This window comes from Corynebacterium sp. LK28, from assembly GCF_014335105.1.
In the GTDB taxonomy this organism is placed as follows: domain Bacteria; phylum Actinomycetota; class Actinomycetes; order Mycobacteriales; family Mycobacteriaceae; genus Corynebacterium; species Corynebacterium macclintockiae.
In genome coordinates this window covers 1-26,079 of record NZ_PDGZ01000016.1, presented here as the reverse complement: position 1 = coordinate 26,079, position 26,079 = coordinate 1, and the positions used below count along the sequence as shown (strand labels likewise).

Below are 26,079 nucleotides of genomic sequence, written 5' to 3'. Positions count from 1 at the left end.
AGCGTGGCGCCGCTGATGTCGGTGTCGAGGAGTTGTTGTTCGCCTTTGGTTTGGGCGATGACGCAGTTTTTGATTGTTCCAGTGATGGTGGTGTTGGTGATAAGGGGTGCGTCGTTGGGTTCGGGGACGCCGATGTCGGCGATGGTGAGGTTTAGCAACCTTGAGTCGGCGATGCGTTTTGCTCCGGCTAGCCATTGGTTGGTGCCGGTGCAGGAGTCGATCGTGGAGTGCAGGATTGTGCATTTGCCGAAGATGCTCTGGATGTTTGAGGCCATGTCGCAGTTAGCAAAATGGCAGTCTGTCAGCGTCGAGCGGAAGAATTGGAGACCGGGCAGGTGGCCGGCGTGGCACACGACGTCGTCGATCGCGATGTTGTCAGCGGTCCATTGCTCGATGTGTGCGTGAGATAGGTCGATGTGGGCTGCTGAGTTACGTCGTCGGAGAAGGCGCTCGTCGACTGAAGCAGTCCGCCATTGGAAGCCACGGTAGTCTTGCCGTGCCTCGTGGAGCCCGAATGGTGAAGGCTCAAGAAGTGCATTTTGTTCAGAACTGACGCCGTTCCACCGCTTTACCAATTCCAATGTCATCGTTACTTGACCCTTCCTCGAAAATCCATGAATCCACTTTAACCATCGCTCTGGTAGGTCGCCTTATGCATAGACTCCGGTACTCCCTCGACGGAACCATACTTGCGATAGTGATTGGCCCACGCCTTCTCTGTGGTCATATCCATCCACATTTGGGTTCCTGAATCTGGGAACGTATAGATGACATCCGCACCGGCTTCACCTTGGTGTGCAACCGAAACTTCCAATTTGGTTAGGATTCTGTCGTTCTCAATCCGCTGCTTTGAAGTGTCCCAGGTTTTGTTACGTTTTAGTAGATGGGAAAACCTGGAATATGCCAAGACAGTTTGACCAGGATGCGAAGGACCGTGTGGTCCGTCTTGTCGAGGACCGTATCTTGGCGGAAAATATGTTGATACACGCCGTGTGCCAGGCACTCGACCCACAACGTCGGAAATGATCCGGTTCATCGATGAATACCGGAATCGTTTCTCTGTCGAGTTTATCTGTAAGACGTTGAAGAATAACCGCGCTGGTGGGTTCATCGCCCCGCGTGGTTATCGCCAGTCCAAGGCCCGAACAAGCTGTGGGTGTCTGACATTACGTATGTGCGCACGAAGAATGGCTTTGTGTATGCCGCGTTTGTCACCGATGTTTACTCGCGACGGATCGTTGGGTGGGCGTTATCAGATTCCATGCGCACCGAAGCGTTGCCACTGCAAGCTCTCAACCAGGCGATTGTGTGTGCTGAGGATACAACAGGTCTCATTCATCTTTCGGATCACGGCTTGCAGTACGTCAGCGTTGTCTACAACGAGTGTCTTGCCCAGCACGAGATTGCCGCTTCCACCGGAAACTGTCGGGGATTCTTATGACAATGCTCTGGCTGAAAACGTTAACGGCTCCTACAAGAACGAGCTGATCCATACTCGCAGGTGGAATGACGTTGTCGAGGTGGAAATCGAGTTTTGGGAGCAGCACCCGCCGCTAGCAAGAATAGAAATCACGGCAAATGCCTAGGAACAAACATCGGGGCACTTCATCATGTGCTGCTGGTGGCGGATCGTCATCACGATCGGAATGGTTGGTTGTATCAGCCTGGCTACCATCTGACGGAGTTGGCGCAGTCCAACAGGGTGACTGTAGTTAAGGTGGGGGCATCGGTGGAGGATTTGCCTCAGGATACGGTGGTTCTACCTAGTGTTGATGCGCATTCCACGAGCCGTTCAAGGAATGTTCCTTCTACAAATCCTGAGGATGTTTCGATGTACCACCGGCTCTTGTCGAGGGTGTTTCAGAATCGGCCTTAGCGAAGGGCTTGAAGCTTTTATCTGCTCACTCTTGAATCAAGCCGAGATAATGCCAGCTTGCTCATAAAAATCAAGATAAGGGCTGGCGGTTATGGCAGGGCTGTTTGGTATTGGCTCAAATGCAAATCTGTTTCCTCGGTTGGTTACTTGCGTGTGGGAGTCATCCAGCTCAATAATCTGGGTCATCATTTGAGCAGTAGCCACTTGAAATCTCGTTCCAGTATTAGCAACCTGATCACAGACTTCCATAAGTTTCTGTTTCTGACTTATCCAATTGGTAATGATGGCGTGATGATACTTTTCAGCGAATTGATCATGGATTACTGGTGTTCCGAGTAGCTGTAAATCATTTATTTCACATGATCTCAGCGAGAGGTAGAAGGCGTTGCGAATAGACGTGGATGGAAAGATTGAACAAAATTGCCTAGAGTTCGAGTGCCCAATTTGAAACAAAGGCAAATACTTCTTCATTATCTCGTGTCGAAAAACTTGACTCTTGGTTTTGTGGATCTGCTTCGGTTATTAGATTCCAAGAATCCAATTCTGGGCTAAAGGAAATGCGTATTCGGCGTTGAGAAGATGGAATGCCATTGGTTACGTCGAATGCAAATCGACGGCCTTCCTTGTAAGCATCGGCGGTTAGGATGTGGATTGCCGATCGGATTTCTGCAGAGGTGGATGCATTCAGCACAGTGGAACCATCTGAGATTTGAATTGAAAACTCTGGTGATTCGGCGGAAACTTCGGTTAATTGCTCCGTTCCTTGTCTTGAAGAATAGTTTGGATCGTGGCTCAGCGCATTCCTAACTACGTCATTACGTGACAGTGGAAAATGTACCTTCACAAACTTATTTGAGCTATCAAATTCACTCGAAAATTGGATGTGAATATCTAGTTTTTCAAAATATCCAATGATGTCGTCTGTCGTTAATTGTTTCGCGGATGCTGGGAAGCCCTTGAGTTTGCTGTTTTGCAGGCTGACTCGCCCATTCCACAGCACGTTTGAGACAACCTCTGGTTGGCCACTATCAGGATGGGGAAGTGCCATGGCTGTAGTCGGGTTGGCGAAGCTTCCCTTTCTGATTTCTCCTTGGGGAAGAATAAGTAAACCACCAATTGTCTTGCAGCGCGCGCCGATGAATCGTCGCATTAGTTCCATGAGGGTGGGAACTGTGGGATTGACTGTACTGATCGAAGTGACCCCAGCGCTGCTGTTCAAGTAGTAGACAGGCTCAGTTGTCAAGGAGTCCAAGTCTGCTGGATCAACCGGAATCAAACTAACATCCTTCGAAAAGGACTCAGTTAAGACTTCCAGGGCTGTGTCTTGGTCCCCAGACACGAAAATGCTTGGGTCGCCAAAGCGGAGAGAAAAGTTCACTACATATCTCCTAGTCGAACTGATGCAAGATTACGGTTACGGTTGGGTCATTTGCTTCAGTTCTGATCCTATGAAGCTCACCACGATTGGAACTAACCCTGTCCCATTCTTCTGTGAATCTCTGACCATTTTGAGTGAATTGAAGGTCGGGTCGATTGTATCCCACATGTTGTCCTTGCATATTCACTTGCTGTTGATTGATCCTAATATCAGTGGCTCCTGTCCTCGTTAGTTCTTCATATCGGGCTTGCAGTGCTGCTTGGTGTGATGGTGTATTACCGATTGATCGGACTACCCCATTGGGTGCTGGATCAAGCGGAGGAGGGGCAGTTAAACCTGCCTTTCTAAGAACAGCGTCGTTGGCCATCTGCTGTGTTAGCGAGTCCGTTGAACTAGGAATCGCAGGTTTGAAGGTTCCATCTGTGAATCGATTAGGGTAAACGTCGTGAGGAACTTTGGGCATTCCGAGGCTATGTGCTTCTTTACCACGTAGCCCAAGCATGTCTACCCAGAATGCTGCGTGGTCGACATACCCCTGTGCTGAGGCGAGGCGTGGGGCAAGCCCGAGTGGGTCTTGGGCGTTGTAGGCGCCCAGGGTGGGGTTGTAGTAGCGGAAGCGGTTGTATGCCCACCCTGATTCCGCATCCTCATACTGGCCTGCAAACAACAACGGGCTGGTACACCGACCGGCCCATGTGCGTTTGCCGTACAACGTTTGGGTGGTGTGTCCCTCGACGACACCGGTGGTGGTGTTGATCAGTTCCTGAGGCGCTCCGGCTAGGTCACACACCAGGGCGTAGAACGTCGCATCGACCCGCGCCTGGGACCAACCAGCGGCAGGATTAGCCGGAGTCTGGGTGGTGCCACTGGTGCCATTGGTTAGTGCGATCTGGCCGTGTGTCTCACCCGTCGCCGGGTCAGTGGTCCACACGTAGCCTTCACCCACACGTGCCGGATCGGTGTCGACGGTGGTGGTGACAGCTGCCAGTTGGTTACCGGTGTGAGTGAACACGTCACGGTGGGTAACTTCTCCGGTGGTGGTGTTGATGGTGTCTTTGGCGACACGTCGGCCGAGACCATCGTAGGTGTAGCGGTAGCCGGTGTTTGGTTCATCGGAGGAGGTAAAGCCGATGGGTTGTTCACCGGTGGCGTAGAAGAAGTGATGAACCAACGGTTTCTTACCCAGACGTTTGGTTGATGTGCGGGTGATACGGCCTGCATTATCGTAGGTGTAGGTAGTCCGGCCGACTTTGACTGGCAGGGTGTTGTGGTAGTCGATTGCCCCGTCGGTGGTGGAGGCCAGGACACCTGCTGGGGTGAAGGAGTAGTTCTCCTGGGCGGGAACCCCATTGGTAGCAGCACTGCCTGCTCGTGCAGGAGTGTGTGTCGTGGTGTGCGGTGGGGTGGAGCCCTGGTCACTGGGGTTAGTGGTGGTTGGTTGGGGTGTGCGGGTCGCACTGGTAGCACGGCCAATAGTATCGACGGTGAAACTGGTGGTGCCGCGTAGTTGGTCGGTGATGGCAGTGAGGGGGAGTCTGCGTGCCAGGTGAAGTCACGACCAGCAACAGGGATCAGTCCGCCGGCGGTGTTGCTGTCGAGGGGGAATTGATGAATTGCTTGCTATTTATAAAAGGCTTTATTGTTACAATATAAACATCTAGTTAAAAGGTTTGGTAAGTGCTCTTTCAAGTAGGGTATCGATCAAGATGTATTGGTGTAATTAATCGATAGGAGATAGAGTTGCTGTGACTACTTTTAATGGTCTAGATTGGTATTTGGAAATTCTATATTTTTGACAGTCTTGCTTGGGAAAAAGAAATTTCCAAACTTCTCTGATCGCTTTTGCGGTGCTTTGGGTGCCTTCCCTCGACTATTGATTAGAAGTGATATGAAGGATGTAAAATCTTTTGATACTTGGAAAATTCCCCCTTCGTCTTCATATAGTATGCTTCCGATTGAAAACTCTTGATTGGAGAGGTTGATTAAAAACTTGTCCTCGGGAGGATTGCTTGCTTCGCAAAAGTAAAATCCCCAGTCGTGGAGCCAAGTAGGGTCCAGTTGAATGGCATTTTCCCATATGTCGATTGGTGTCACGTTTCCAAAAATCATGGTTACTTCAACTTCGAGAGCAGTTGAGTCGTTTGTCCTGAGCTGTACATGTGAGTAGGTCTCGGAAATGACTCCGCCTCCATGAAGGGATAAAAATTCTAGATAGTCTTCTGGTAGAGATGAATCTACGGTTTGCTTTAATTCTGAAATTTCCTCCTCAGTAAACGGATCGCCATTAATTGAGAAAAAGTCTGATGGAAGTTTAATTTATTTATCCTTTCTTGGCTCAAAGGCTAAATCAACCTTTGTGGGGTGCTCTGTGTGCCTTTTTCCGCTAGCTGTATTCTTCCAGTCTCCTGATGGTGATGCCAAGTCAACCTGTTTACAGAGCGATACTCTTGCGAAATGCCAAATGCTTCATCCAAGATTCTATTGCGTTCTGCTTGCGATAGCTGTTGATATTCTGGCAAGAGGCTTACATCTGCAATGCTCGTGGATGTGATTCCAAATTGATTCGTGGTTGTGACGCTTGCTACATGGTCGTCAAAGATTGGGAAGTTGTCCTTATAGTGGATTCCTTGTGTGTAGTGAGCATTCTGCTCTTGTTTCAGCAATTCGTAATGAATTCTGTTTCCCGCTGAATCATAAGTTGACTTTCCAGCTCTCTGGCATGCTATCAGCCCGAGTACGTCGACCCAGTGTGCTGCGTGGTCGACATACCCTTGTGCTGAGGCGAGTCGTGGGGCAAGTCCGAGGGGGTCTTGGGCGTTGTAGGCACCCAAGGTGGGACTGTAGTAGCGGAACCGGTTGTACGCCCACCCGGATTCCGCATCCTCATACTGACCAACAAACAACAACGGGCTGGTACACCGACCAGACCACGTGCGTGTGCCGTAAAAGGTTTGCGTGGCCCGGCCTTCTACGGTTCCGGTGGTGGTGTTGATCAGTTCCTGTGGTGCTCCTGCTAAGTCACCCACCAGGGCGTAGAACGTTCCATCACCTTGGGGTTGGGGGGAGGCAATTGGCGGCAGGATTGGAGCGTGCTGGGCATAGTGCCAATCCTGGTATTATATCCAGTTCGCGTTAGTGATTTTTCTAGTATTCTTCGAGAGCTGCTTCCGCGGCAAGGGCTTCTTCTCTGACCCATTTGACTCGGTCAGGTTTGCCCATGAAGGTCATTGCATAGACAGATTCTGGGTGCTTGGCAAAGCGTGAGTTTTTCAGCCATTGGAATTCTGGGGCCATGCGGAAGGCCTTGGTTTTGATCGCGCCACAGAGGAACAAAGTTTGCCCGTCCATCAGTGCTTCGCCTTCGAGGCGTAAGTATCGGTTGAATTGCTCAAAGTTCGTGGGGGCTACGACATTCATCATGTGGCCTTGATCTCGTCCAATCATCCGCAATGCAGTCGGATCGGTTGTGTTCTGGTACTGCTCAAGTTCGTCGACAATAGGGGTTACATCAAGATCTTTTGCACCTAAGGTGGTAGCGATTGCGAAATATTGTCTTGTGGCTGGGTCGGAAAAAGTATCTGCGGCATACGGCCTAAGAAGCTCGATAGCCTTCTTGCGTTGAGCCAAGGTCGAGTTCTTTTTGATCGTAAGATTCCAGTGGTAGTCAATGCCGGAAAAGTCTGGTATCGCTTGGCGGATAAGGTTGCTGGCTTTTTCACTTACGTTCGGAACTTCTTCGTAGGGGTTAACAATAGTCATGGGTAGCCTTTCTGGAGTGTTGGTATTGGTGCATCCTATGTCTTAGCGCAGGTGGTGGTCGGTTGCTAGAACATTGTTGTGAGTGCGGAACTGATCTCTGTTTCGCTGAGTCGAATGATGTGTGCATGGTCTGCGGCACCAAACATTGATTGTATTTCGACTCGACAATGGCTTTGTTGTTCAACGTGATATCGGGCACGCGGTACTCTGCCGCTTCAATTGTCGACGTGGAGCTCGCGACGTTTGAATGGGTCAATTGGTGGAGCGAGACACGGTTTCACCAAAGTCTGGGCTACTGCACGCCAGCTGTGGTTGAGTCAGGGCTTTGAGCAAACCCGACCTACGAATGAATGGAAGTTGAGGCGGATGCCTAGGACCAAGACCCGGGGCACTTCACTTAGTCGTCTCGCCCGTCTGTGCACGACTCTATGAGGAGTATTGTTCCTGCCAGATATTGAGCAGTTGGTTTTCGGTATAGGCGAAATCTGGATCGATGTTGGTCACTGCGGTCGTGAGGCGTTGTTCCCATGCCTTCATTAAGTCAATGGCTGGGGAAGCGATGGGGCCTGTGCCGACTTCGATGGCGTAGCGGAGCACAACGGCTGCGATGGGAAGATCTTGCGCGTACCAGCGGTGTGATTCTGTGATTTCGAGGTAAGCAGAGGCGTGCGCTAATGCGGTGGCTGGGTCGGTGACGTAGTTGGCGTGTAATTGCGCGAGGCCGTAGTGGTTTAGAGCGGTTTCTGCTGGATCGGCATCGGTGCTTGTGGCGAGCGCCGCGCAGCGCTTGGTGGTGTCTGCCACGAGGGTGTGGGTGGTTAGTGGGGAACCGGTGAGCTTTTCGTAATGGACCACCGCGTGGAGCAGCCAGCCGGCGATGGGGGAGTTGTTAAAGAGTGTGGTGGTTGCGGGGAGTGTTTCTGTGCCTTCGGCGGCGCAGTAGGCCAAGGTGGTGTTGAGGTGGTGGTTGGCGTCGGTGGTGGAGTCGATGTTCCGGAGGAATTGATCGGTTGTGGTTACTGGTGGGTTGGCTGGCATGGTGTTGTCAGTTAGGTAGCCGGTGAGCGACATGTTGATTTGCAGGGCCTTTGTACTTGGTTTAAACGAACTGTTTGCTAAAAGCTCTTTTTTCGACCAGACTCGACGTATTACGCGGTTTCGGATTCTTTCAGATAGATACTCTAATCCGCATGTACGTACAGATCCTGTTTGAAGATTCGCGATGCTTAGATATCAGTCGAGCGTCGAAGCAAACTAGTACTAGGTTTATGAACTCCGTCTGTTTCGGCATCTCGAAATGTAAGTCCTCGGCAGTCCAAGTTTTTGTTCATCCATTGTGCGAAATCTACTGATAGAAATTGTCTAACGCACAATGTAGGGTTCTCGTTGAATTCTAGGAGCCGGAAGATATTTGCTGTTGGGGTATCCGACAATAGATTGAAAGCGCGGAAACCAATGTAAAATCCATGTTGCGATTTCACGGTGCACTCGAGAACGTCCCCACCGTTTTCTTTCAGCTTGGGACGAAGTATATCTGCTACTTCTTTTTTCGCGATCAACATATCGTCGAAGTTGGTGAGCCCAAATTGGGGCAGTTCAGAACCGTCTTCTTCCGTACGTTCCTCAATTACCTCTAGAGTTCCTCGTCGAAAGGATTCTTTAGTTAATGCAGCGCTGAAGTCGAGGTCTATTGCGTTCGAGGGGGTTGCAAATCGTGCGGTTGAAAAGTTTGTACCTGGATAAATGATTCTCATAGGTCACTTCCTCATTTAGCTGAACAATTAGAGCTCGTACAACAGAAGTCCAGATTGTCGGGAATCCCTAATTTCATGCAGTTTAGACAAGAACTCGTCTCGAGTGCTCGAATCCTTAAGGCGTTGGTACATTGCCGCGTATTCTCGGTTGGAATGAACTCCACTTCCATGATTGCCCAACCTCATGTCACCGGCAGTCTTCGTCTTAGGTAGAAACTCGCCATTAGCCGCATCATTCAAACTTACATCATGTTTGGCAAACAAGCTTCTTAACGCTGGTGCATCACCTCGGTTTAATCGAGCTGGGACCATATGGTGCGCTTCGTCACTCCGTAAAGGTGAGTGTCCTTTTGCAATCATATTCTCTCGCAGCATTGCGGCGTTCTTGCTCGTAGCGTTGGAATTGATTCCTTCCTAGATGCCCTTTTGCTCATTCCAGGTTGCCTTGTTAAAGGCCATAAGCCCAAATACATCTACCCAGAATGCTGCGTGGTCGACATACCCTTGTGCTGAGGCGAGTCGTGGGGCGAGTCCGAGTGGGTCTTGGGTGTTGTAGGCGCCCAGGGTGGGGTTGTAGTAGCGGAAGCGGTTGTAGGCCCACCCGGATTCAGCATCCTCGTACTGACCGGCAAACAACAACGGGCTGGTGCACCGACCCGCCCACGTGCGTGTGCCGTAGAGGGTTTGGGTGGTGTGTCCCTCGATGGCACCGGTGGTGGTGTTGATCAGTTCCTGTGGTGCTCCGGCTAGGTCGCACACCAGGGCGTAGAACGTCGCATCAACCCTAGCCTGGGACCAACCAGCGGCAGGGTTCACCGGAGTGGCGTTGGCGCCATTGGTTAGTGCGATCTGGCCGTGTGTCTCACCAGTGGCAGGATCAGTAGTCCACACAAAACCTTCACCCACACGTGCCGGATCGTTATCCACGGTGGTGGTGACGGCTGCTAGTTGGTTACCGGTGTGGGTGAACACGTCACGGTGGGTGACTTCTCCGGTGGTGGTGTTGATGGTGTCTTTGGCTACACGTCGGCCGAGACCATCGTAGGTGTAGCGGTAGCCAACTCCGGGAGCATCACTTGAGGTAAAGCCGATGGGTTGTTCACCGGTGGCGTAGTAGAAGTGATGGACTAGTGGCTTTTTGCCGAGGCGTTTGGTCACGGTGCGGGTGATACGGCCTGCATCATCGTAGGTGTAGGTAGTCCGGCCGACTTTGACCGGCAGGGTGTTGTGGTAGTCGATTGCCCCGTCGGTGGCTTGACAGTGCTTGTGGCTTTTAGGTGATGTTTAGCTTCTGCCATCCGTGTGTTGAATGGGTACCGGTGGTTATCCAAGTGGTGAGTTCGTGGATGACGGTGCTAGTTTCGGGGGTCGTGTGCCAGTAATGGTGCTGGGCATCGCCAAGGCGGATCTCAACCCGGTAGGTGCGGTCGACGGGGCTGTAGTAGCACTGCATGTAATGCTGGTGTTTGGTGGCGTTGGTGATGATCAGGAAGTCCCGCGGATCGTTTCCTAAGTTCAGTTCAGCCATTGTGCAAGCGTTGGTGGTAATTAATTCAATCCAGGACGGTAGACCGCGCAGACTTGCCCACGGGGCGCTGTATTCCGATGTTTCCGTCGAGAAGTTTGTATTTTCGTCGCCAAAGGTCCAAACAAATTCTGAGAATTCAAGGATCGTAAGAGTAGGGTATCGAGACAGCAACGGGCTGATAAACTGAAGTATCTGGGGGATATGCTCGTCGTAGTCACTAATGCCTATACAGTTATCCCCAACCAGTTCTACGGGAAGGTCGTGCGGAGCCAATATCTTCGTGAGGTGCTGCTGGAGCTGAAGCGTCTGTGGCGAGGCATGTACTTCTTGCTGGCTGGCAAAGCTCACGTAGTCGTATACCTCGTATGGGGCGACTGATGCGGGTGGAAGGTTGATGATAATTCGTTCAGCGCTCATTGTTGGCAGTCCTCCATTCGCTGCGCGACCTTTGTCCAAAAATCTGGAACCGTGACTCCTGCTCTTGCGGCTATCGTCTGTAGGTTTGATACGTTGTCAAAACTGGCCTTGAGCACTGTGAAAAACTCGTCGAAATCAGTACGTCTTTTCTCAAGGTCTTTGAGCTCAGGATTACCAATCAAAGTTCGAACTTCATAGTCAGTATTTCCAAGGTAACTGTTGAAAAAGATCGAGTAGAAATTTTCGTGTGTACCGGGGTAATCAATTTGAAGGTTTAACTGATCTTTTTCTACCAGTTGTCTGATTCCTATTCCCGCTCCGCAGAGTAGCTGTGTCCGTTCTCTAGTAATCCAATCTTGGTGGCTATAGAAAATTCTTATTGCGTAGGTCGGGCGCTCGGGATCTTTTTCAAACTTAATCAAGAAAGCTAATTCGCCGGTTTCGTATGCCCACAGCATTTTCCGTCCGATGCGGGAGAAGTGGGAATTAGCGGCTTCGGTTAGTGCTTTTTTGAAGTCTTTGAAGTCCATTTTTAGGGAGTGTACCAATCGGCAGTGGCTATTACATCTGGCACAGTGCTGCGGCCAAGCTAGGCGCCGCTTTGCTGGCTAAAAGACTCGGCGTATTCCCTGTATTTGGCAAGTGGCTGCCGCTCGACAGGTACGTAGTCGCCCCAGTAGAGGATGTTGGAGAACATACCACCGGTGCCGACTTGGGCGGTGACACGGCCGTGGTCATCGTAGCGGTAGTGATACGCAGCACCATTCCAGCCGGCTGGCTGGTTTCTAGTGTGTCAGGACAAAAGCTTTTCTGTTAGTCGTCGAAGTCTGTTCCTGCCGCTTCAGCTTGGTTGAGTGTTCGTTGTAGGTCGTTGGTGTTGTTGAACAGATCAGTGAGTTGGGTGTGGAGTGGCTCCAGGGTTTCGGTGGTGCCGATGAGGCTGAACATGCCTGCTTCGCTGTCGAACTCGATCCCGTCGGTGGTGATGTTTGCTTGTCGGAGTAGGTACTTGGTGAGGTTGTCGAGGAAGTAGCCGTTGGGTGTGTGTCCTGCTTGTTCGATGACGCCGACTGCTTCCTTGGGCAGGGTATCCATGGCGGCAAACAGGGTAGTCATACTGTCGATTTCTGCGAGGTGGAAGAGTGGTTGGTCTTCCTGCTGTGTGTTGGTTGGCATTGTGTCGTGTTCCTGGTTGTCGGTGAAGTCGGGGTGTGCGGGGCGCGGGGTGTCGATTAGTCCGTAGTAGGCGAGTGCATCTTCAAGAGCATATTCGATTTCACGATAGCCGCCTACGACAACGGTCATAAAGTAAGTACCGTCTGGAGCCTCATCAACCCTCCCACCTTGCGTTGGGTTGGAATCGTGGATTATGTACTCAAGGATCCGTCTTTCCTTCGGCACCCACTCATTTTCTCTTGTTACGGGGACGAATGCTTGTTCCTCTGGTGACCAGAAAATAGCGTCTACGTAATGAAAATATCTATCAAAAGGGACAGGATCAGGGTGAGTTTTTGCCGTAACTCTGTAGAACGGTCCACCCTTTCTAAAGTCGGGTTTAGGGATGCGGAGTGGTGGAATAAGCAGTTCGTTCTTTTCGACGAGCGGAAACCATGATGTATCGGATGGGTCGCTGATGAGCGCGCGATAAGGGTGGACCATTGCAGCCGCGCCGAAGAATGCTTCGGTAGAGGTGACGCCAACAGGGATGTAACCGAGAGTGGTTTTCATCAGGTAGAGCTGCCCAGCTTTAGGACGGCTGCCTTTGGGACTGTCTAAAGAAAATTTTAACAAGTTAACTCCTTATTTTATATGTTGATAATTATTTTCTATCCATTCTTTTCCGAATTTAGTTCCCTGATCGTAGAACCTATGGTTCTTGCTCATGCTATTTATTTTGTTTTCGAGCACACCATTCTCTAGTCCGAGATCTTTATATTCGGCTTGTGTGACTTTTGGAGGATTTGACATTCTTAAGCGTTCGATGAGGTGCTGTTCGACACCACGCGCTTCGTATTTTCCTAACAGGTTTTTTTCATTAAGAATAATCATTCCACCTTTAGGCCGTGTGATTGGGTGTGTTATTGCGTGCTGGATTGCCCTCATCCTAGGATGCTTGGTTATTCCTACATATGTAGTTTTTCCTCCATTAACGTAACGGTACACGTAGTGGTCTTTAACCCTGTTTGCGTTAACCCAGCAACCCTTGAGCCCGAGCACGTCGACCCAGTGTGCTGCGTGGTCGACATACCCTTGTGCTGAGGCGAGGCGTGGGGCGAGTCCGAGTGGGTCTTGGGCGTTATAGGCGCCCAGGGTGGGGTTGTAGTAGCGGAAGCGGTTGTACGCCCACCCGGATTCAGCATCCTCGTATTGCCCGGCAAACAACAACGGGCTGGTACACCGACCAGACCACGTACGCTTGCCATACAACGTTTGGGTGGTGTGTCCCTCTATGACACCGGTGGTGGTGTTAATCAGTTCCTGTGGTCCACCTGTCAGATCACACACTAGGGCGTAGAACGTCGCATCAACCCTAGACTGGGACCAACCAGCGGCAGGGTTAACCGGTTCTGCATAGGGGGCGCCCGTGGTGTGTGAATACTCACCGGTGCTACCTGTGGTGCCATATGTGGTGCCACTGGTGTTACTGGTTAGTGCGATCTGGCCGTGTGTCTCACCAGTGGCAGGATCAGTAGTCCACACGTAGCCTTCACCCACACGCGCTGGATCGGTGGTGTCGACGGTGGTGGTGACGGCTGCTAGTTGGTTACCAGTGTGGGTGAACACGTCACGGTGGATAACTTCACCGGTGGTGGTGTTGACGGTGTCTTTGGCTACACGTCGGCCGAGACCATCGTAGGTGTAGCGATAGCCAACACCGGGAGCATCACTTGAGCTAAAGCCGACGGGTTGTTCACCGGTGGCGTAGAAGAAGTGATGAACTAGTGGTTTTTTGCCCAGGCGTTTGGTCACGGTGCGGGTGATACGTCCTGCAGCGTCGTAGGTGTAGGTAGTCCGGCCGACTTTGACCGGCAGTGTGTTGTGGTAGTCGATGACCCCGTCAGCGGTAGAGGCCAGCACCCCTGCCGGGGTGAAGGAGTAGTTCTCCTGGGCGGAAACCCCGGTGGCAGAGCCTGATTGTGCTGGAGTGCCTGCTCGTGCAGGGGTGTGTGTCGTGGTGTGCGGTGGGGTGGAGCCCCGGTCACTGGGGTTGGTGTTGGTTGGTTGGGGTGTGCGGGTCGCACTGGTAGCACGGCCGATAGCGTCGACGGTGAAGCTGGTGGTGCCACGCAGCTGGTCGGTGATGGCGGTGAGGGTGGAGTCTGCTCGCCAGGTGAAGTCACGACCAGCAACAGGGGCAAGTCCGCCGGTGGTGGTGTGGTCGAGCAGGCTGGTGTGATCACCGGTGATGCGCCCCCGAACATCGGTGTGTTGGGTGCGTACCAGGTTGTCGATGGCGGTGGTGGCGCGGTGGCCGCGGGTGTTGGTGGTGTAGGTCAGCTCGGCAAGCAGGCGGCCAGTGTCAGCGTCACCGGTAGGTAGGCGTAGGGCTGAACCGTCGGTGGTGGCGGTGGTGCGGTGGGTGATGGTGCTGCTGGTGATCTCCCCAGCAGCATTGCGTCCGTAGCCGGTGGTGATGGTGCCAGCAACAGGTAGGGTGAGCTGTTCGCCGGTGACCATGCCCGTGGAGGAGAGCTCTAGTGCGTGACGGGTTTCTTCACCACTGGCCAGGCGTGTGGTTTCACTAATGGCTCGGCCGTAGGTATCGCGGGTGTAGGTGATGGTGGCAGCCGGGTTGGTGATGCTGGTCAGGCGACCGAAGGGATCGTAGTCAAACAGTGTGGTCCCGGACGCATCATCAATGCTGGTGGGGTGTCCCAACTGGTTGTAGGTGGTGGTGGTTGTTCCCGCTGGGGTGGTGACATCGGTGATGAGCCCGTCGGGGCTGGTGGTGTTGGTGGTGACGATACCGTTGTAGTCGGTTTGTTGGGTGATGTCCCCGTCGAGGTTGTAGGAGTAGGTCCAGGTGTGGCCGTCGGCGTTGGTGATGGCCACGGGTTGCATTTGGGTGTTGTAGGTGATGTGGGTGGTCGCACCGGTGGCGTCGGTGGTGGTAATGGGTTTGTCGAAGACGGTGTAGGTGGTTGTGGTCGTCGCACCCATTTCATTCGTTGACGATAGTTGGTTGCCTTCGCCGTCGTAGGTGGCGGTGAGGGTGGTGCCATCAGGGTGGGTGAGTGTGGTGGGCCAGCCTTCGGGGGTGTAGTCGATACGGGTGGTGTTGCCGTCGGGGTCGAGGGTGTCGGTGATAAGGCCTCGTACGTTGAGGGTGTGGCTGGTGCGTCGGCCGGCGGGGTCGGTGATGGCGATGGTGCGGCCGGCGTTATCGCAGTCGATGTGGGTGGTCGCCCCATCGGGGTTGGTGATGGTTGCAGGGACGATGCCGGTGGGGCGCAGGTCATAGGTGTAGCTGGTGGTGGCTCCGTCGGCAGTGGTGACCGCGGTGGTCATGCCGAAAGCATCGACTTGGTAATCGGTGGTGTGTCCGTCGCGGCCGGTGATGCGTACGGGCATGCCCCAGGTGCCGGGTTCGATGGTTGTGGTGGTGCCATCAGGGTAGGTGGTGTCGACGATGAGGTCGTTGTCGTCGTAGGTGTAGCAGGTGGTAGCACCAGCCGCGTTGGTAACGGTGGCAGGTAGGTGATGGTCGGTGTAGGTGGTGTCCTGGATGCCACCTTCGGGGCTGATGATGCGCCAGACGTCGCCTGAGGCGGTGGCGCGGTAGACGGTGGGGCGGATGTCGCCGAGGAGGTCGTCGGTCAGCCAGTCGGTGGGGACGGTCCAGTTGGTGGTGTCGCGGTTGGTGGTGCGACCGCGGCCGGTCAGGCCTGCTTCGTCTAGCCCGCCGTTGAGGAGGGCTTGGTAGAGGGGGAGGTTGTGGAGGCGGTCGAGGTAAGTGTCAACGACGCTGTCGCCGAGTTCCAGAGGGTCGCCGGTGAAGTCGCCGGCGGTTTCGATGAGCACGCAGACGGTTCCACCGATGGGTGCGTCGTCGCCGGTGTCGTCGCCCCAGTAGAGGATGTTGGGGACCATGCCACCGGTGCCGACTTGGGCGGTAACACGGCCGTAGTCATCGTAGCGGTAGTGATACGCAGCACCATTCCGGTCACGCCAACCAGAAATACGGCCTTGCTCATCATAGAAGTAGCTCAGCACACCAGCATGGGAATTCACCACGCGAATGAGTTGACCTGCAGCGTCGTATTCATAAGAGATCAGCCGCTGAGGGGCTTCGTCAGGGTGGGTCTGCTGGTTATCAACCCAGATGGAAGCCACACGATTCGTAGCGTGATCCCAAACCAAAGACAAGTGAGTTCCATCGGTGCGCGTGATATCCCGCATCTGGCCAGTGGCCTGATCCCAGGAGTACGTAATGGCTGCGCCCGTGTGATGAACCAATGCCGTCACGCCAACGGTGAAGCCCAGACCAAGATCAGCGGCGAAAGAACCAGTGCGCAACCCTGCGCCAGCCGAGTGTCCACCAGCTGCAGGGGAGCGGTCCTCCACACCCGATGTGGTGACGTAGCTCCCGTCACCAGAAACAGAAAATACGTAGGTGATTCCCTCTGCGACATTGCGCACGCGGTAAGCGCCATCTGCAAACGAAAGCAGCCACGCGCGGCCGTCCGCGCGGACCTCGGATCCGTCCATTGGGGCTGGCGGGAACGTCAACAGTGCACCATCGGGGGAGACCATGAGGACTTCCTCATCGAGGATCTCGATATGCACATCCATGCGCGAGACCCACCTCGAGCCCAAAGCTCGTCCCAACTCGTGCGCAGAATTAGCGTTTCGGTCGATGATCAGCGGCAAGATGCCAGGGATGTTGATGTCTTGAGTGAAATCGACCATGTCGCCTGTCGCCATGTCGATTGGATCGCCTGCACACTTTTTGTTAAAGCCTCGAGATAGCTGATTAACAGGCCCCTTACCAGCCTTCGATGCAGCTGCTTTAACAGCGGACGCTGCCTTGCCCATGCCGTGAGTTGCCTTGGCAACGGTGTTGCCAAGCTTTCCTGCTTTCGCAAGTTTGGCTATACCGGCAAACGGCAACGATGTCGCTACGTCGAAAAGTACTTCACCCCACGACGCATTGCCCGTGGCAGCAAGCAAAGCCTTCAGCCCAATGCCAGCAATCAACAGGCCAGCGCCGATTGCCTGAAGACCAGGAACAAGAAGCAACACGGAACCGACAATCTGCATGATGTCAGAAATAGCGGCGAGAACGTCAGCATGATCAGACACCCAATCCTTGGTCTTCTGCCATGCGCGCTCCAGCCAGTTCGGATTATCGTCAAAGTCCGCTTTAGCCTGGGCTGCGATAATACCTACGGCGGAATCAACCTCTTCGCCCAAAGTGGTCTTAATGGCATCAGAGGTTGAAATGTGACCCAGCCAAGCAGTTTTGACTTCCTCAAAGTGGAGGCGTGCTGCTTTCAGAGCAGCCTGAGCCGTCTTCGAATCAGCCTCTGCAGAAGCGGCTGCGGCGGCAGTCGCGGCACCCACACCTGGAATCATTGATGTGCTTACGGCTGTGGCGGTCGCAGCCGTCGCTGCTAATCGCGCGCGGGCGGCGTTGACCTCAGCCGTGTTCAAGGCGGTAACAGCGGCCTGATAGTTAGAGTGGGTAGCCCGAGCTGGCACTTCAAGAGCTCCCATGTCTCTTTGCGCAGTTTGCAGCGCAAACTTATAAAGACGAATGGCGCGGCCAACGCCTGAGTGAGACTCGCCAGTGATATCCAGATGACTAGGGAAATCAGCGTTCAGAAGTTCTTTGTATCGGTCACCCTCGGAGCCCTCGAACCCGCCGTCGTTGATAGACCGCATTGCTGAGGCTGCGGTCGTTGCTTGATTGCCGAAAGTAGTATAGCGACGCGCAGTTTCCCCAACGGCTCCAACGTTTCCACCAATGTGGAAGTTCTTACCTTTGTAGACGAAGAACGGGGCGAGCAATAGTTCTGGCATGGCGGGCTAAGATCCTCTGGTCTTTGGTCAGATGAAGAAACGAAGGGGAAATCGAAGGAGAGGGCTAGAGAACCTAGCCCTCTTAGGAACCAGCGATAGCTTGGGAAGCGCGGCCACGAGTCTCAGCGACGGACTGGGTGTTTTCATCCAGCGCGCCACGAATCTGGCCCAGAATTTCCTTCAGGTTATGTGCAGCGGAAGACCACTTACCGTGAACCTGGGAATATTCCTCCTGCTCGGAGCCTTCCCAGCTGGAAGCCAGCTTGCGGATATCAGAATCCATCTCCGACAGGGTGGACTCGATCTGGTTCATTACGCCATTGAGATCGCCAGAAGTGGACTCAGCATCGGAATTGTTGTACGCATACACAGCCATTTGGGACGTTATCCTTTCAACGATTAAAGATGTGGTGACGGTGGTTGGTTAGAGAATGTTGCCCTGCTGGAAATTCATGCCGGCGAACTTTTGCTGTAGCGCGCTGGTCTGCTCTTCCTCACCAGACTGGTAGGACTTGCCAGCTTCATCGACGCGACCAGTCAGCTCCTCCAGAGCCTGTTTAACCTGATCCATGTTGTCCGACCATGCCTGAGTCATATTGTCCCAAGCTCCAACAGAGGAGCCCTTCCAGGATCCCTTCAACGGCTCCAAAGCATCCAAGAACTTAGAAGACTGGTCCATCAGGTGCTGGTGGTTGGTCTGCAGAGAAGAGACGTGACCAGAAACGGCACTGTGTTCAACGGAAAGGTGTTCGCTACCCATGATTACTCCTTGTGCGAGTCCGACAACACGGGCTCGTTAATAGTGGTGAAAACTTGTAAAGGTTGGCGCGCAGTTAGATCGGTGCTGGAAGAACAAGCGCGAGAGAAGATTTCCGACCTTCACCCGCATGCACCCCGCGCGTGACATTAGCTAACTGAGCTAACTGGTTTCATCGAGCACTTTGGCAATTCCTTGGCGAAGCTGTGTATTGCCATCTTTCATGTTTTGTAAGGCATCTTGGACGTCCTTGAGGACGTCCTTCAGATTGGTGGCGCCATCTTTCCACTTGGTGATGATCTCGTAGTACGCATCGGCCTCAGTAGCCTCCCAACCTCCACGAAGATCTTCAATTGAGTTGTCGATATCGTCCAAGGTATTTGCGATATCGTTCATCACCGTGTTGATATCGCCCTTTGTGGAATCTGCCGCCGAATCGCGGAACGCATAATACGTAGCGCCAGACATGTGCTATTCCTTTCCCTTGAGCTTGGCGGCAAACTGGTTAAAACCTTTTGCGGATTCGTCATCATATTGCTGAGTGACGTCGGCGATCTTGCCCGACACATCGCCTAGCTTCCCGACGTTTTCCAGAAGGCGGTTGCGTGGGCCATCCCATTCGCCGAAATATTCGGCCACCGCTTGCTGGATCTTGTGGCCGTGGATGGAATCCACACCGGACAGAAGGTCGGCGCCCTTCTTATCGCCTTCCAGATCGGCCTTCATACCGGCGAGATTGTTTGCAATATCACGCAGAGATTGCAGAGGTACTTGAATGTAATCAGACATGCCTTACTCCTGTTCCTGCAAAGCTTCCTGGCTGCCAGCGAAGAAGTTCGAATCGAGTAGATCCAAACCTTCAAACGTCTCACCCAACGTCTCTGGATGGGCCTGAACGCTGTTGGCCACACGCTTCACGATATTGCCCAGCAACTCACCAGTCTCCTCATCTGGAGCCGATCCAGAAATGACCAACGTCCATGTGGTGGAGGGAATGGGAAGAAACGCCTGGTGGTGGAATGTCGTGCGCCGCTGAGATATTGGACCGGACTGAGTGGTGTTGGATGAGTACAGATAGGCCGTTCCCTTGGGGGATGTGCACTGCTGTGTGGTCGCGTCCTTGGTAGAGAATGCCTGCTCCACGGTGCGCAGGCTAGCAAACTCAGGGGAGCTGTCGTACCAGCGCAACAACAGTGTGGCCGACGTTGCCTGTCCATCTTCCGATAAGCCGGGGAGGATCAGGGTTAGAAGAATGTTTCCATCGCGGGCGGCTTTAACCAGCTGCTCGAGCTGCTGAAGCACTAGCTTTTGTTCGGCTCGCTTTAAGCGGTGGCCAGGAATGTAATTCTCCGCGATCTGGGACAAACGGTGTGGTGACGCTTCTGGGTGAGTGTCAATGCGAACCCAATTGGTGGGTAGGGAGGCTTGCCATAGGAACCGTGGACGTGGGGCATCCGGGTGGAACCGCACAGGCGAGGTGACCGAATTGGCCATAAAGCCTTTCTCCTTCTTAACTCACTCAATTGCACCATCAATCTTGAATACCTCTTCGAGGATGCCAGTTGAGCCTTGAGATCGCATTGCAATTTTCAATTAAAAGGAAAGACGGGGCCTTAAATTAGAGAATCCTGAGCGATGGGAAATCTGCAGGTATGGCGGCACGGTTTGGGTATGTATAGATAAGGGTTTGGGTTGGCTGGGGCGCGAACCCTTATATAAAAATGAGGCGCGTGTAAGGTGCGGTTTGCCTTAGGCTTACCTATAGTGCCCTCTAATTGGGGGAGCGGAAACCAAGCTGAACCAACTCCACACGGCCCGGGCCACGTACCCACTGTGCACGGCCAGTCGGTAGCTGCTGCAGGTACACCTTCGGCCACACAGCGCCCTCTTGCTTTTCTCCGCTTAGTAGCAAACCATTAGCACCGTTGTCCCGGATGCCTTGCGCGAACGTGTCATACGTGGCTCTCGACACACCAGCCGCGCGGCGAGCAATCCACACATGAAGACCAATATCTGCGCCATGGGACAGGAAGGGAACCAGTGGTCGGAGCGGGTTATTGGTTCCCTCGAACTGCTCAAAATCATCTACCACAATGTAGATTTCGGGGCCTTGCCACCACGACCGATTGCGCAATTGCTCCTGCGTTACATCCGCAGGGGGCAAACGCCTCTCCAACTCCTTGGCGATACCTTTCGCCAACAGCTCCGCCGCGGACTTTGTGCCAGCGTACTCACCCAGGAACTCCTCAGGACACTCGCCAAGCAAGGTACGGCGGGCGTCGAAAATACCAAACATCACCTGGCCCGGCTGCTTGCCACGAATTGCCTCCGACATCAACGCGCGAAGCGCCGTCGTCTTTCCTGACGCATGCTCACCCACGATGAACACATGGCGCTGAGCACCATCCAAATCGAAGCGCACGGGCTGCAACGTTGATTCCGCCAATGCCACCACAGCAGGCTGACCGCCGCTGGCATCAATCAGATCCTGCAGCATTACCTTCTCCGGCAACATGCGTACAGCAGGCGCAGACTTAAAGGGGCTAGCTTGAGCAATCGCGGAGATCAGTGCCTGCGTGGACTGCTCCCGAACCACATCCGGCTGGTCCAGCACAGGGCTTGCCACATGGGAAAACAGCTTGTCTGCCGACAAAATGCGACCCGTCGGCTGACCTGCCAACTGCTCTTGCGGCTTCTTCCCGATCGAGGAATCCAGAGGGTCATTCAGGCGATGTTCCAGCTTTGTGCCAATTACAGCCTGCAGCTGCAGTCGGAAATCTGCCCAGCGTCCCGTTGCAAACACCACGTGTACGCCATAACCCAGGCCGCGGGCAGCCAGGTTCTGAGCCTGCTCTGCCAGATCCTCAAAGTCATGACGAAGAGTGGCCCAGCCATCGATAATGAGGAAGACATCGGCGCTGGGCAGCTCCGGAAGACGGCCCGCCGCATGTGCACGACGCATATCTTCCACGCTGGACAAGCGATGCTCGGCAAAGATGCGCTCACGGTCCGCGAGGAACTGCAGCATCTCAGAAAACATGCGGCGCAGCTTATCCTCATCAAAACGAGTAGCCACATCACCAACATGGGGAAGCTCCGCAAACGCGGTGAACGCCGAACCGTTCAAGTCCGCGATGTACATGGACACTTCCGCAGGAGTGTGCGTCAGAGCAGTGGCCAGAACCAGAGACTTCACCGTTGTCGTCTTGCCCGATTGGGGAGCGCCCATGATTGCGACATTGCCCTGCGAGCCCGCCAAATCGACAACAAGTGGGCCCTGCCACTGCTCCAAAGGCTTATCCTTCAGCCCCAGTGGAATCTGCAATTGACCGGTGCGCTGAGCACGCATGCCACGGTCAGATGTGAGCTCTACCTGGCCCAACGCCGAGCCAAGATCGATCCTGTCAGGAACCGGAGGAAGCCAAATCTGGCGGGTAGGTTCCGCAGCGGGGATCAAGCGGGATACAACCAGCTCCAACGTCGTAGTTGGTTCTACCGCCGGCTGGATGTTCGCCGTCTTCTTGGCATTCGTAGCCAGCGAAAGCTGGTGTGCCTCAACACGCTGCTGCAGCCAGCTTTCCGTCGTATTCTCTAGCTCCAGAGGCATCGGAACCGGTGGAAGCTCGCGCTCTTCCTGGGATGCGGAGGACGTGTACGGTCCCGACACATAAGCGGCCTTAAAGCGGTCAAAGATATCCGGATCCACCTTCAAATAGCCCGAACCTGGAATAGGAGGAAGCTCGTGGGCTGCCGTGGAACCAATGGCCGTGCGGGATTCGGACGCGGAAAACGTACGCAGGCCAATGCGGTAGGACAGGTAAGATTCCAGGCCGCGCAGGCGGCCTTCCTCCAAACGCTGAGAAGCCAAGAGAAGGTGCACGCCAATGGAACGGCCGATGCGCCCGATCTGCACAAACAATTCGATAAATTCCGGCTTGGCTGCCAGAAGTTCACCAAACTCATCAATCACCACAAACAGGACAGGTAAAGGATCCATGGTGGTCGAGCCATCCTGGTCGATCTGCTTTTGACGGATGGCGTTGTATTCTGCAACATTGGCCAAGTTGCCAGCCTTTTGCAGAACATGCTGGCGGCGCTGAATCTCGCCCAAAATCGAATCATGCAGGCGATCCACCAAGCCCGCCTCGTCCGCCAAGTTATCCACCACCGCGGCCGTGTGGGGGAGTGGCTCCAAGCCGGCAAACGTCGCGCCACCCTTAAAGTCCACCAAAACCAGCGACAGCTGATCGGGATGATGATTGATTACCTGAGCCAAGACGATGGTGCGCAGCACCTCAGACTTACCAGAACCGGTCGCGCCCACGCATAGGCCGTGTGGACCCATTCCGGACTTCGCGGATTCCTTGATATCTAGGTAGATCGGTTGCGCCTCGGCGTCAATTCCAAAAGGCACTTTCAAGAACTCGTCCGCGCCACCCGGACTCCATTGGTGGGCAATGTCGTAGGTAGCAAAGTCATCAATGCCCAGCATCGCATCCAGGCCGATGGTCTGTTCAAGCGGAGCGTCCGGCGTGGCATCCTCCACCAAGCGCAGAGGTGAAAGCGAACGCGCCACGGACTCCGCTAAGGCAGGGGAGACCTGATCCAACCGGCCACGAAAGCCTCCGTACAGCATGCGCTCTACAAAGCCATCCTCGCCAGGTTTGGGTTCGCGCACCTCGCCACGGTCAATCAGCTGAACCTGGAATTCGCGGGAGTCTTCAATGCTCACACGGACGTCTACGTGGCTCGGCTCGTCCTGTTGACGCAGAGACGTGGCCAGCACAGCAATACGGGCCTTTTCCAGGCTCAACACCTGAGACAACTGGCCCTCCAACCAGCGCCCATGCTCGGAATCCATGTCCAGCACCACCACAATGAACGGCTCCTCCAGAGACTTCATTTGGTACCGGGCGCGCTCCTTCAACTCGTCATTGCGGCGCTCTACCTCCTGGAGCAACGATTGGGCGGAAGTTTCATCGTGGCTTACCTGGCGCTTGCCCAAAGGCCCATCAAACTCGTCCTCACTCAAGACGTGAGGAAGCCACAGCGCCCAATCTGCCGTATCCGCATGATCAGCCAACGGCAATGCAAAGTGGAAACGCACATCGTCAGGAGCATGGAATACCGCAGCTTGGGTGACAATCGTGCGCAGAGCCTCCGTGGTCAGCTGTGGAGAGCCCACCAAACTGACCACACCACGGGCTGGAATGGCGATGGGAGTATTTTCCACGGTTTGAGTGCGCTTCAGCATGCGTTCTGCGTGCGCCTGGGAGATCGGCTCCGGAATGGCCAAAGGGTCCGTGGCCTCTTTCACCTTGATGCCGCACGCCAGCTGGCACGTTCCTGATCCGATGCGGGTGACCAAAACATCTTCGTCACTACGGCGCCGCTCCCACAGACGGAAGGGATTTCGAATGGCATCCTGCAGCGCGCCTGGCTCGGGGCTGCGCATTGCTGCGACCTTTTGTTGCTCAGTTGCCTTGTCTTTTGCCTTCGCCTCCATTTCCTTCAGGTGCTCCAAGAAACGAACGCGGGCTGTTTCGGCCTCTTTGCGCTTGCCCGTGCGCGAACGCGCGAACATCACCAGCGCGCTGACAATCACCATCACGAACATCACCGAGCCAATGGCCATGCGGATAGGGTTGCCGGACGACATCATCATGAGCACCATGCCCATGCCACCAATAACTGGAAGCAGGAACGTCACCGCATTCGCCGCCGCGCCATTGGAACGGATCGTTGGAATCTGGGCCAACTCCAACGGCCCTTGTGGCACTATCGCTCGATTCGCGCGAGCCGGACGGTGAATAATCTTGGTGGACATTACTTCAGCAAAAACTCTCTACGCACGTATCGGGGATCAACAGGACAATCGGCCGCTAGGCGCATTACTAGGGCACCCAGCCACGTGCCACACGACAATCCATGTAATCATTACTACTATGTCTGCGATGTTTGTGAGATTAAGTGTGTTTTGGCAAGACCATCAATTGGATGTCAGCCTCCCAGCACACAGGCCCGTCATCGACTACCTCGATGACGTGGTGGAACTGTTCCGTGGACGAGTAGCAGATTCCGAATTTACCGCAGACGTGGAAGCTACCGCGCACCTGTGGGTGCTGTCCTCCCCAGAAACGGGGATTATCAACGCTGAGCGCACTCTCGAAGACTATGAGGTGCTGGACGGGCACAAGCTCTACCTGTCGCAGCGAGCTGAAGCCGCCCACGCACCATTTGTCGATGACATCATGGCCGAAATGCGCAGCACCATTGGAGCCTCCCAGTTTGCGTGGTCTGGAACCACCCGCACAGATGGACTGCTGGCAACTATGTTGGCCACTATTGCGTTGGTTGGCCTCGTCGCACTCAAGGGTGTGTGGGGTAGCAGTCTCGCAGGGCTTGGTTTTGGGCATGGCTCGTCCGCCGGCGGACACGTTGTGGAGGCGTGGAATTCAGGTCGAATCACAAGCGTCGTGACCGCTACCATCCTGACCCTCGTGGCAATCGGGATTGCCCTGTGGAAGCCCCGTCCGTGGGCTCAGAAGTTGGCGTGGGCCCTGCCCATCTTTGGGTTCATCGTCTCTGCAGCCGTGTTGCGGCCTGTGGACAGTGCACCAGGGCTAGCGTGGACAATCAGTATCACTGCGCTCTGTGCGGCCATCGCAGCTTGGATCGCGCTGCGGAGGCAAGCGACAGCTACAGCGGTTGCAGCCGGGATCGTCGCCGTTGCTGCGGCGGCCTTCGGGCTGGCAACCTTCCTTGGTTCAAGTCCGTTTGCGCTGGCCGCGTGGACAGCATGGCTGCCCATCGCGATGCTACTGACCACGTCGACGCTTGCTATCAGTAGCACCGGGCTTGCCGCGATGCTTCGTCGCAGTGACGCAGGTGAATCCATTAGTCGCGAATCCATCCGCGCTGCCGCCCTGCGCACTGAAGCAATTAGTCGCGGTATTAGCTGGGCCGCAACAATCATGGGTGCCCTTATTGTTCTTGTTCTCAACACAAGCAGCTACTGGCAACAGGGGCTCATCGCAGCCTTGTTGGCGGTCATCTTGATCCTGCGTACGAATGGCTTTTCGGATGCTCGGATCATTAGCCCCCTGCTCATCGTCGGAATCATTGGCCTCGCCACGAGCACCGGAAGCTTCGTGCATTGGTTCTTGGGCGACGGATCGCAGACTGGCAAGGGCTCCGCTGATCAGTTTGGTGTGAATGCGTGGATGTTCAACGGTGCTACTGATAGTTGGCAACCATGGGCTGCAGCCGCCCTGGTCACCGTCATCTCACTGATTGTTCTAGCCTTTATCGCAAATCGTCAGCCGGACGAACTGGCCGAGGCGCGCATGGCCAAAGTCATCACATTCATTGACGTGGTGGCGTCCCTTGCATTCATCCCAATTGTCCTCATCGGGCAAGGTGTGCTGACTTACTACTGGGCGGTCAGTTAGGCGTCGTTCTACTAGGACCCTGGCGATAGATAAAAGAAAGCCCGTGGCGCGATATACGCACCACGAGCTATCTCACCGGCAGCTGCTCAGCCGGTTCTGCCCACCCAACTGACGTCGGCTAGACGTCGGCTAGATG

22 protein-coding genes are annotated in these 26,079 nt (G+C 54.3%); 2 read left to right on the top strand and 20 right to left on the bottom strand.

Features of this window, described 5'->3' with window-relative positions:
- A partial coding sequence (locus CRD15_RS09895) for a hypothetical protein (RefSeq protein WP_187402440.1) occupies positions 1-587 on the bottom strand: 587 nt, incomplete at its 3' end.
- Between the two features lie 569 nt (positions 588-1,156).
- Between CRD15_RS09895 and CRD15_RS09890 the strand changes: the two genes are divergently transcribed.
- Positions 1,157-1,441 carry a DDE-type integrase/transposase/recombinase gene (locus CRD15_RS09890; RefSeq protein WP_192816009.1) on the top strand — a complete coding sequence of 95 codons (285 nt, stop codon included), beginning with the start codon at positions 1,157-1,159 and terminating at the stop codon, positions 1,439-1,441.
- An 859-nt stretch (positions 1,442-2,300) separates the two neighbouring features.
- Here CRD15_RS09890 and CRD15_RS09885 read toward each other — a convergent pair.
- The 19 genes from CRD15_RS09885 to eccCa form a co-directional block, all read right to left on the bottom strand.
- A complete protein-coding gene (locus CRD15_RS09885) occupies positions 2,301-3,254 on the bottom strand; it encodes a hypothetical protein (RefSeq protein ID WP_187402439.1) in 954 nt (317 codons plus the stop codon).
- 10 nt (positions 3,255-3,264) lie between these two features.
- Positions 3,265-4,425: an RHS repeat-associated core domain-containing protein gene (locus tag CRD15_RS09880; protein ID WP_255463833.1), complete on the bottom strand. Its 1,161-nt coding sequence runs from the start codon at positions 4,423-4,425 to the stop codon at positions 3,265-3,267.
- Positions 4,426-5,009: 584 nt separating this feature from the next.
- Positions 5,010-5,543: an SMI1/KNR4 family protein gene (locus CRD15_RS09875; RefSeq protein WP_284821364.1), complete on the bottom strand. Its 534-nt coding sequence runs from the start codon at positions 5,541-5,543 to the stop codon at positions 5,010-5,012.
- 53 nt (positions 5,544-5,596) lie between these two features.
- The gene (locus CRD15_RS10165; RefSeq protein ID WP_284821327.1) at positions 5,597-6,280 is read right to left on the bottom strand and encodes an RHS repeat-associated core domain-containing protein; all 684 of its coding nucleotides are present in this window, start codon (positions 6,278-6,280) and stop codon (positions 5,597-5,599) included.
- A gap of 118 nt (positions 6,281-6,398) precedes the next feature.
- Positions 6,399-7,013 (bottom strand): hypothetical protein, encoded by a 615-nt coding sequence (locus CRD15_RS09865; protein ID WP_187402438.1) that lies wholly within the window; start codon positions 7,011-7,013, stop codon positions 6,399-6,401.
- Positions 7,014-7,439: 426 nt separating this feature from the next.
- Complete coding sequence (locus tag CRD15_RS09860; RefSeq protein WP_187402437.1) at positions 7,440-8,084, bottom strand: hypothetical protein; 645 nt, start codon at positions 8,082-8,084, stop codon at positions 7,440-7,442.
- Positions 8,085-8,239: 155 nt separating this feature from the next.
- Positions 8,240-8,767, bottom strand: a complete 528-nt coding sequence (locus tag CRD15_RS09855; protein WP_187402436.1) for a hypothetical protein — start codon at positions 8,765-8,767, stop codon at positions 8,240-8,242.
- Between the two features lie 27 nt (positions 8,768-8,794).
- Positions 8,795-9,127, bottom strand: coding sequence for an AHH domain-containing protein (locus CRD15_RS10250; protein ID WP_370547031.1), 333 nt, complete (start codon positions 9,125-9,127; stop codon positions 8,795-8,797).
- Between the two features lie 54 nt (positions 9,128-9,181).
- Positions 9,182-9,925 (bottom strand): RHS repeat-associated core domain-containing protein, encoded by a 744-nt coding sequence (locus CRD15_RS09845; protein ID WP_284821325.1) that lies wholly within the window; start codon positions 9,923-9,925, stop codon positions 9,182-9,184.
- Positions 9,926-10,040: 115 nt separating this feature from the next.
- Complete coding sequence (locus CRD15_RS09840; RefSeq protein WP_187402434.1) at positions 10,041-10,712, bottom strand: hypothetical protein; 672 nt, start codon at positions 10,710-10,712, stop codon at positions 10,041-10,043.
- Positions 10,709-11,242, bottom strand: coding sequence for a hypothetical protein (locus CRD15_RS09835; protein ID WP_187402433.1), 534 nt, complete (start codon positions 11,240-11,242; stop codon positions 10,709-10,711). The genes CRD15_RS09840 and CRD15_RS09835 overlap by 4 nt, the downstream gene beginning before the upstream one ends.
- 283 nt (positions 11,243-11,525) lie before the next feature.
- Positions 11,526-12,503 carry an Imm51 family immunity protein gene (locus CRD15_RS09830; protein WP_187402432.1) on the bottom strand — a complete coding sequence of 326 codons (978 nt, stop codon included), beginning with the start codon at positions 12,501-12,503 and terminating at the stop codon, positions 11,526-11,528.
- Positions 12,504-12,512: 9 nt separating this feature from the next.
- Positions 12,513-17,429 (bottom strand): DUF6531 domain-containing protein, encoded by a 4,917-nt coding sequence (locus CRD15_RS09825; protein WP_187402431.1) that lies wholly within the window; start codon positions 17,427-17,429, stop codon positions 12,513-12,515.
- A 388-nt stretch (positions 17,430-17,817) separates the two neighbouring features.
- Positions 17,818-18,111, bottom strand: coding sequence for a WXG100 family type VII secretion target (locus tag CRD15_RS09820; RefSeq protein ID WP_034966005.1), 294 nt, complete (start codon positions 18,109-18,111; stop codon positions 17,818-17,820).
- 48 nt (positions 18,112-18,159) lie between these two features.
- Entirely contained in the window at positions 18,160-18,495 is a 336-nt protein-coding gene (locus CRD15_RS09815) for a WXG100 family type VII secretion target (RefSeq protein WP_222866593.1), read from the bottom strand.
- 159 nt (positions 18,496-18,654) lie between these two features.
- Entirely contained in the window at positions 18,655-18,960 is a 306-nt protein-coding gene (locus CRD15_RS09810) for a WXG100 family type VII secretion target (RefSeq protein WP_034966008.1), read from the bottom strand.
- A gap of 3 nt (positions 18,961-18,963) precedes the next feature.
- The gene (locus CRD15_RS09805) at positions 18,964-19,281 is read right to left on the bottom strand and encodes a hypothetical protein (protein ID WP_034966010.1); all 318 of its coding nucleotides are present in this window, start codon (positions 19,279-19,281) and stop codon (positions 18,964-18,966) included.
- A gap of 3 nt (positions 19,282-19,284) precedes the next feature.
- A complete protein-coding gene (locus CRD15_RS09800) occupies positions 19,285-19,986 on the bottom strand; it encodes a hypothetical protein (RefSeq protein ID WP_187402430.1) in 702 nt (233 codons plus the stop codon).
- Between the two features lie 277 nt (positions 19,987-20,263).
- Positions 20,264-24,319 (bottom strand): type VII secretion protein EccCa, encoded by a 4,056-nt coding sequence (eccCa, locus tag CRD15_RS09795; protein WP_187402429.1) that lies wholly within the window; start codon positions 24,317-24,319, stop codon positions 20,264-20,266.
- A 118-nt stretch (positions 24,320-24,437) separates the two neighbouring features.
- On the opposite strand from eccCa, the gene CRD15_RS09790 reads away from it, so the two are divergent.
- Complete coding sequence (locus tag CRD15_RS09790; RefSeq protein WP_370547024.1) at positions 24,438-25,943, top strand: EsaB/YukD family protein; 1,506 nt, start codon at positions 24,438-24,440, stop codon at positions 25,941-25,943.
- The last annotated feature ends 136 nt before the right edge of the window (positions 25,944-26,079 follow it).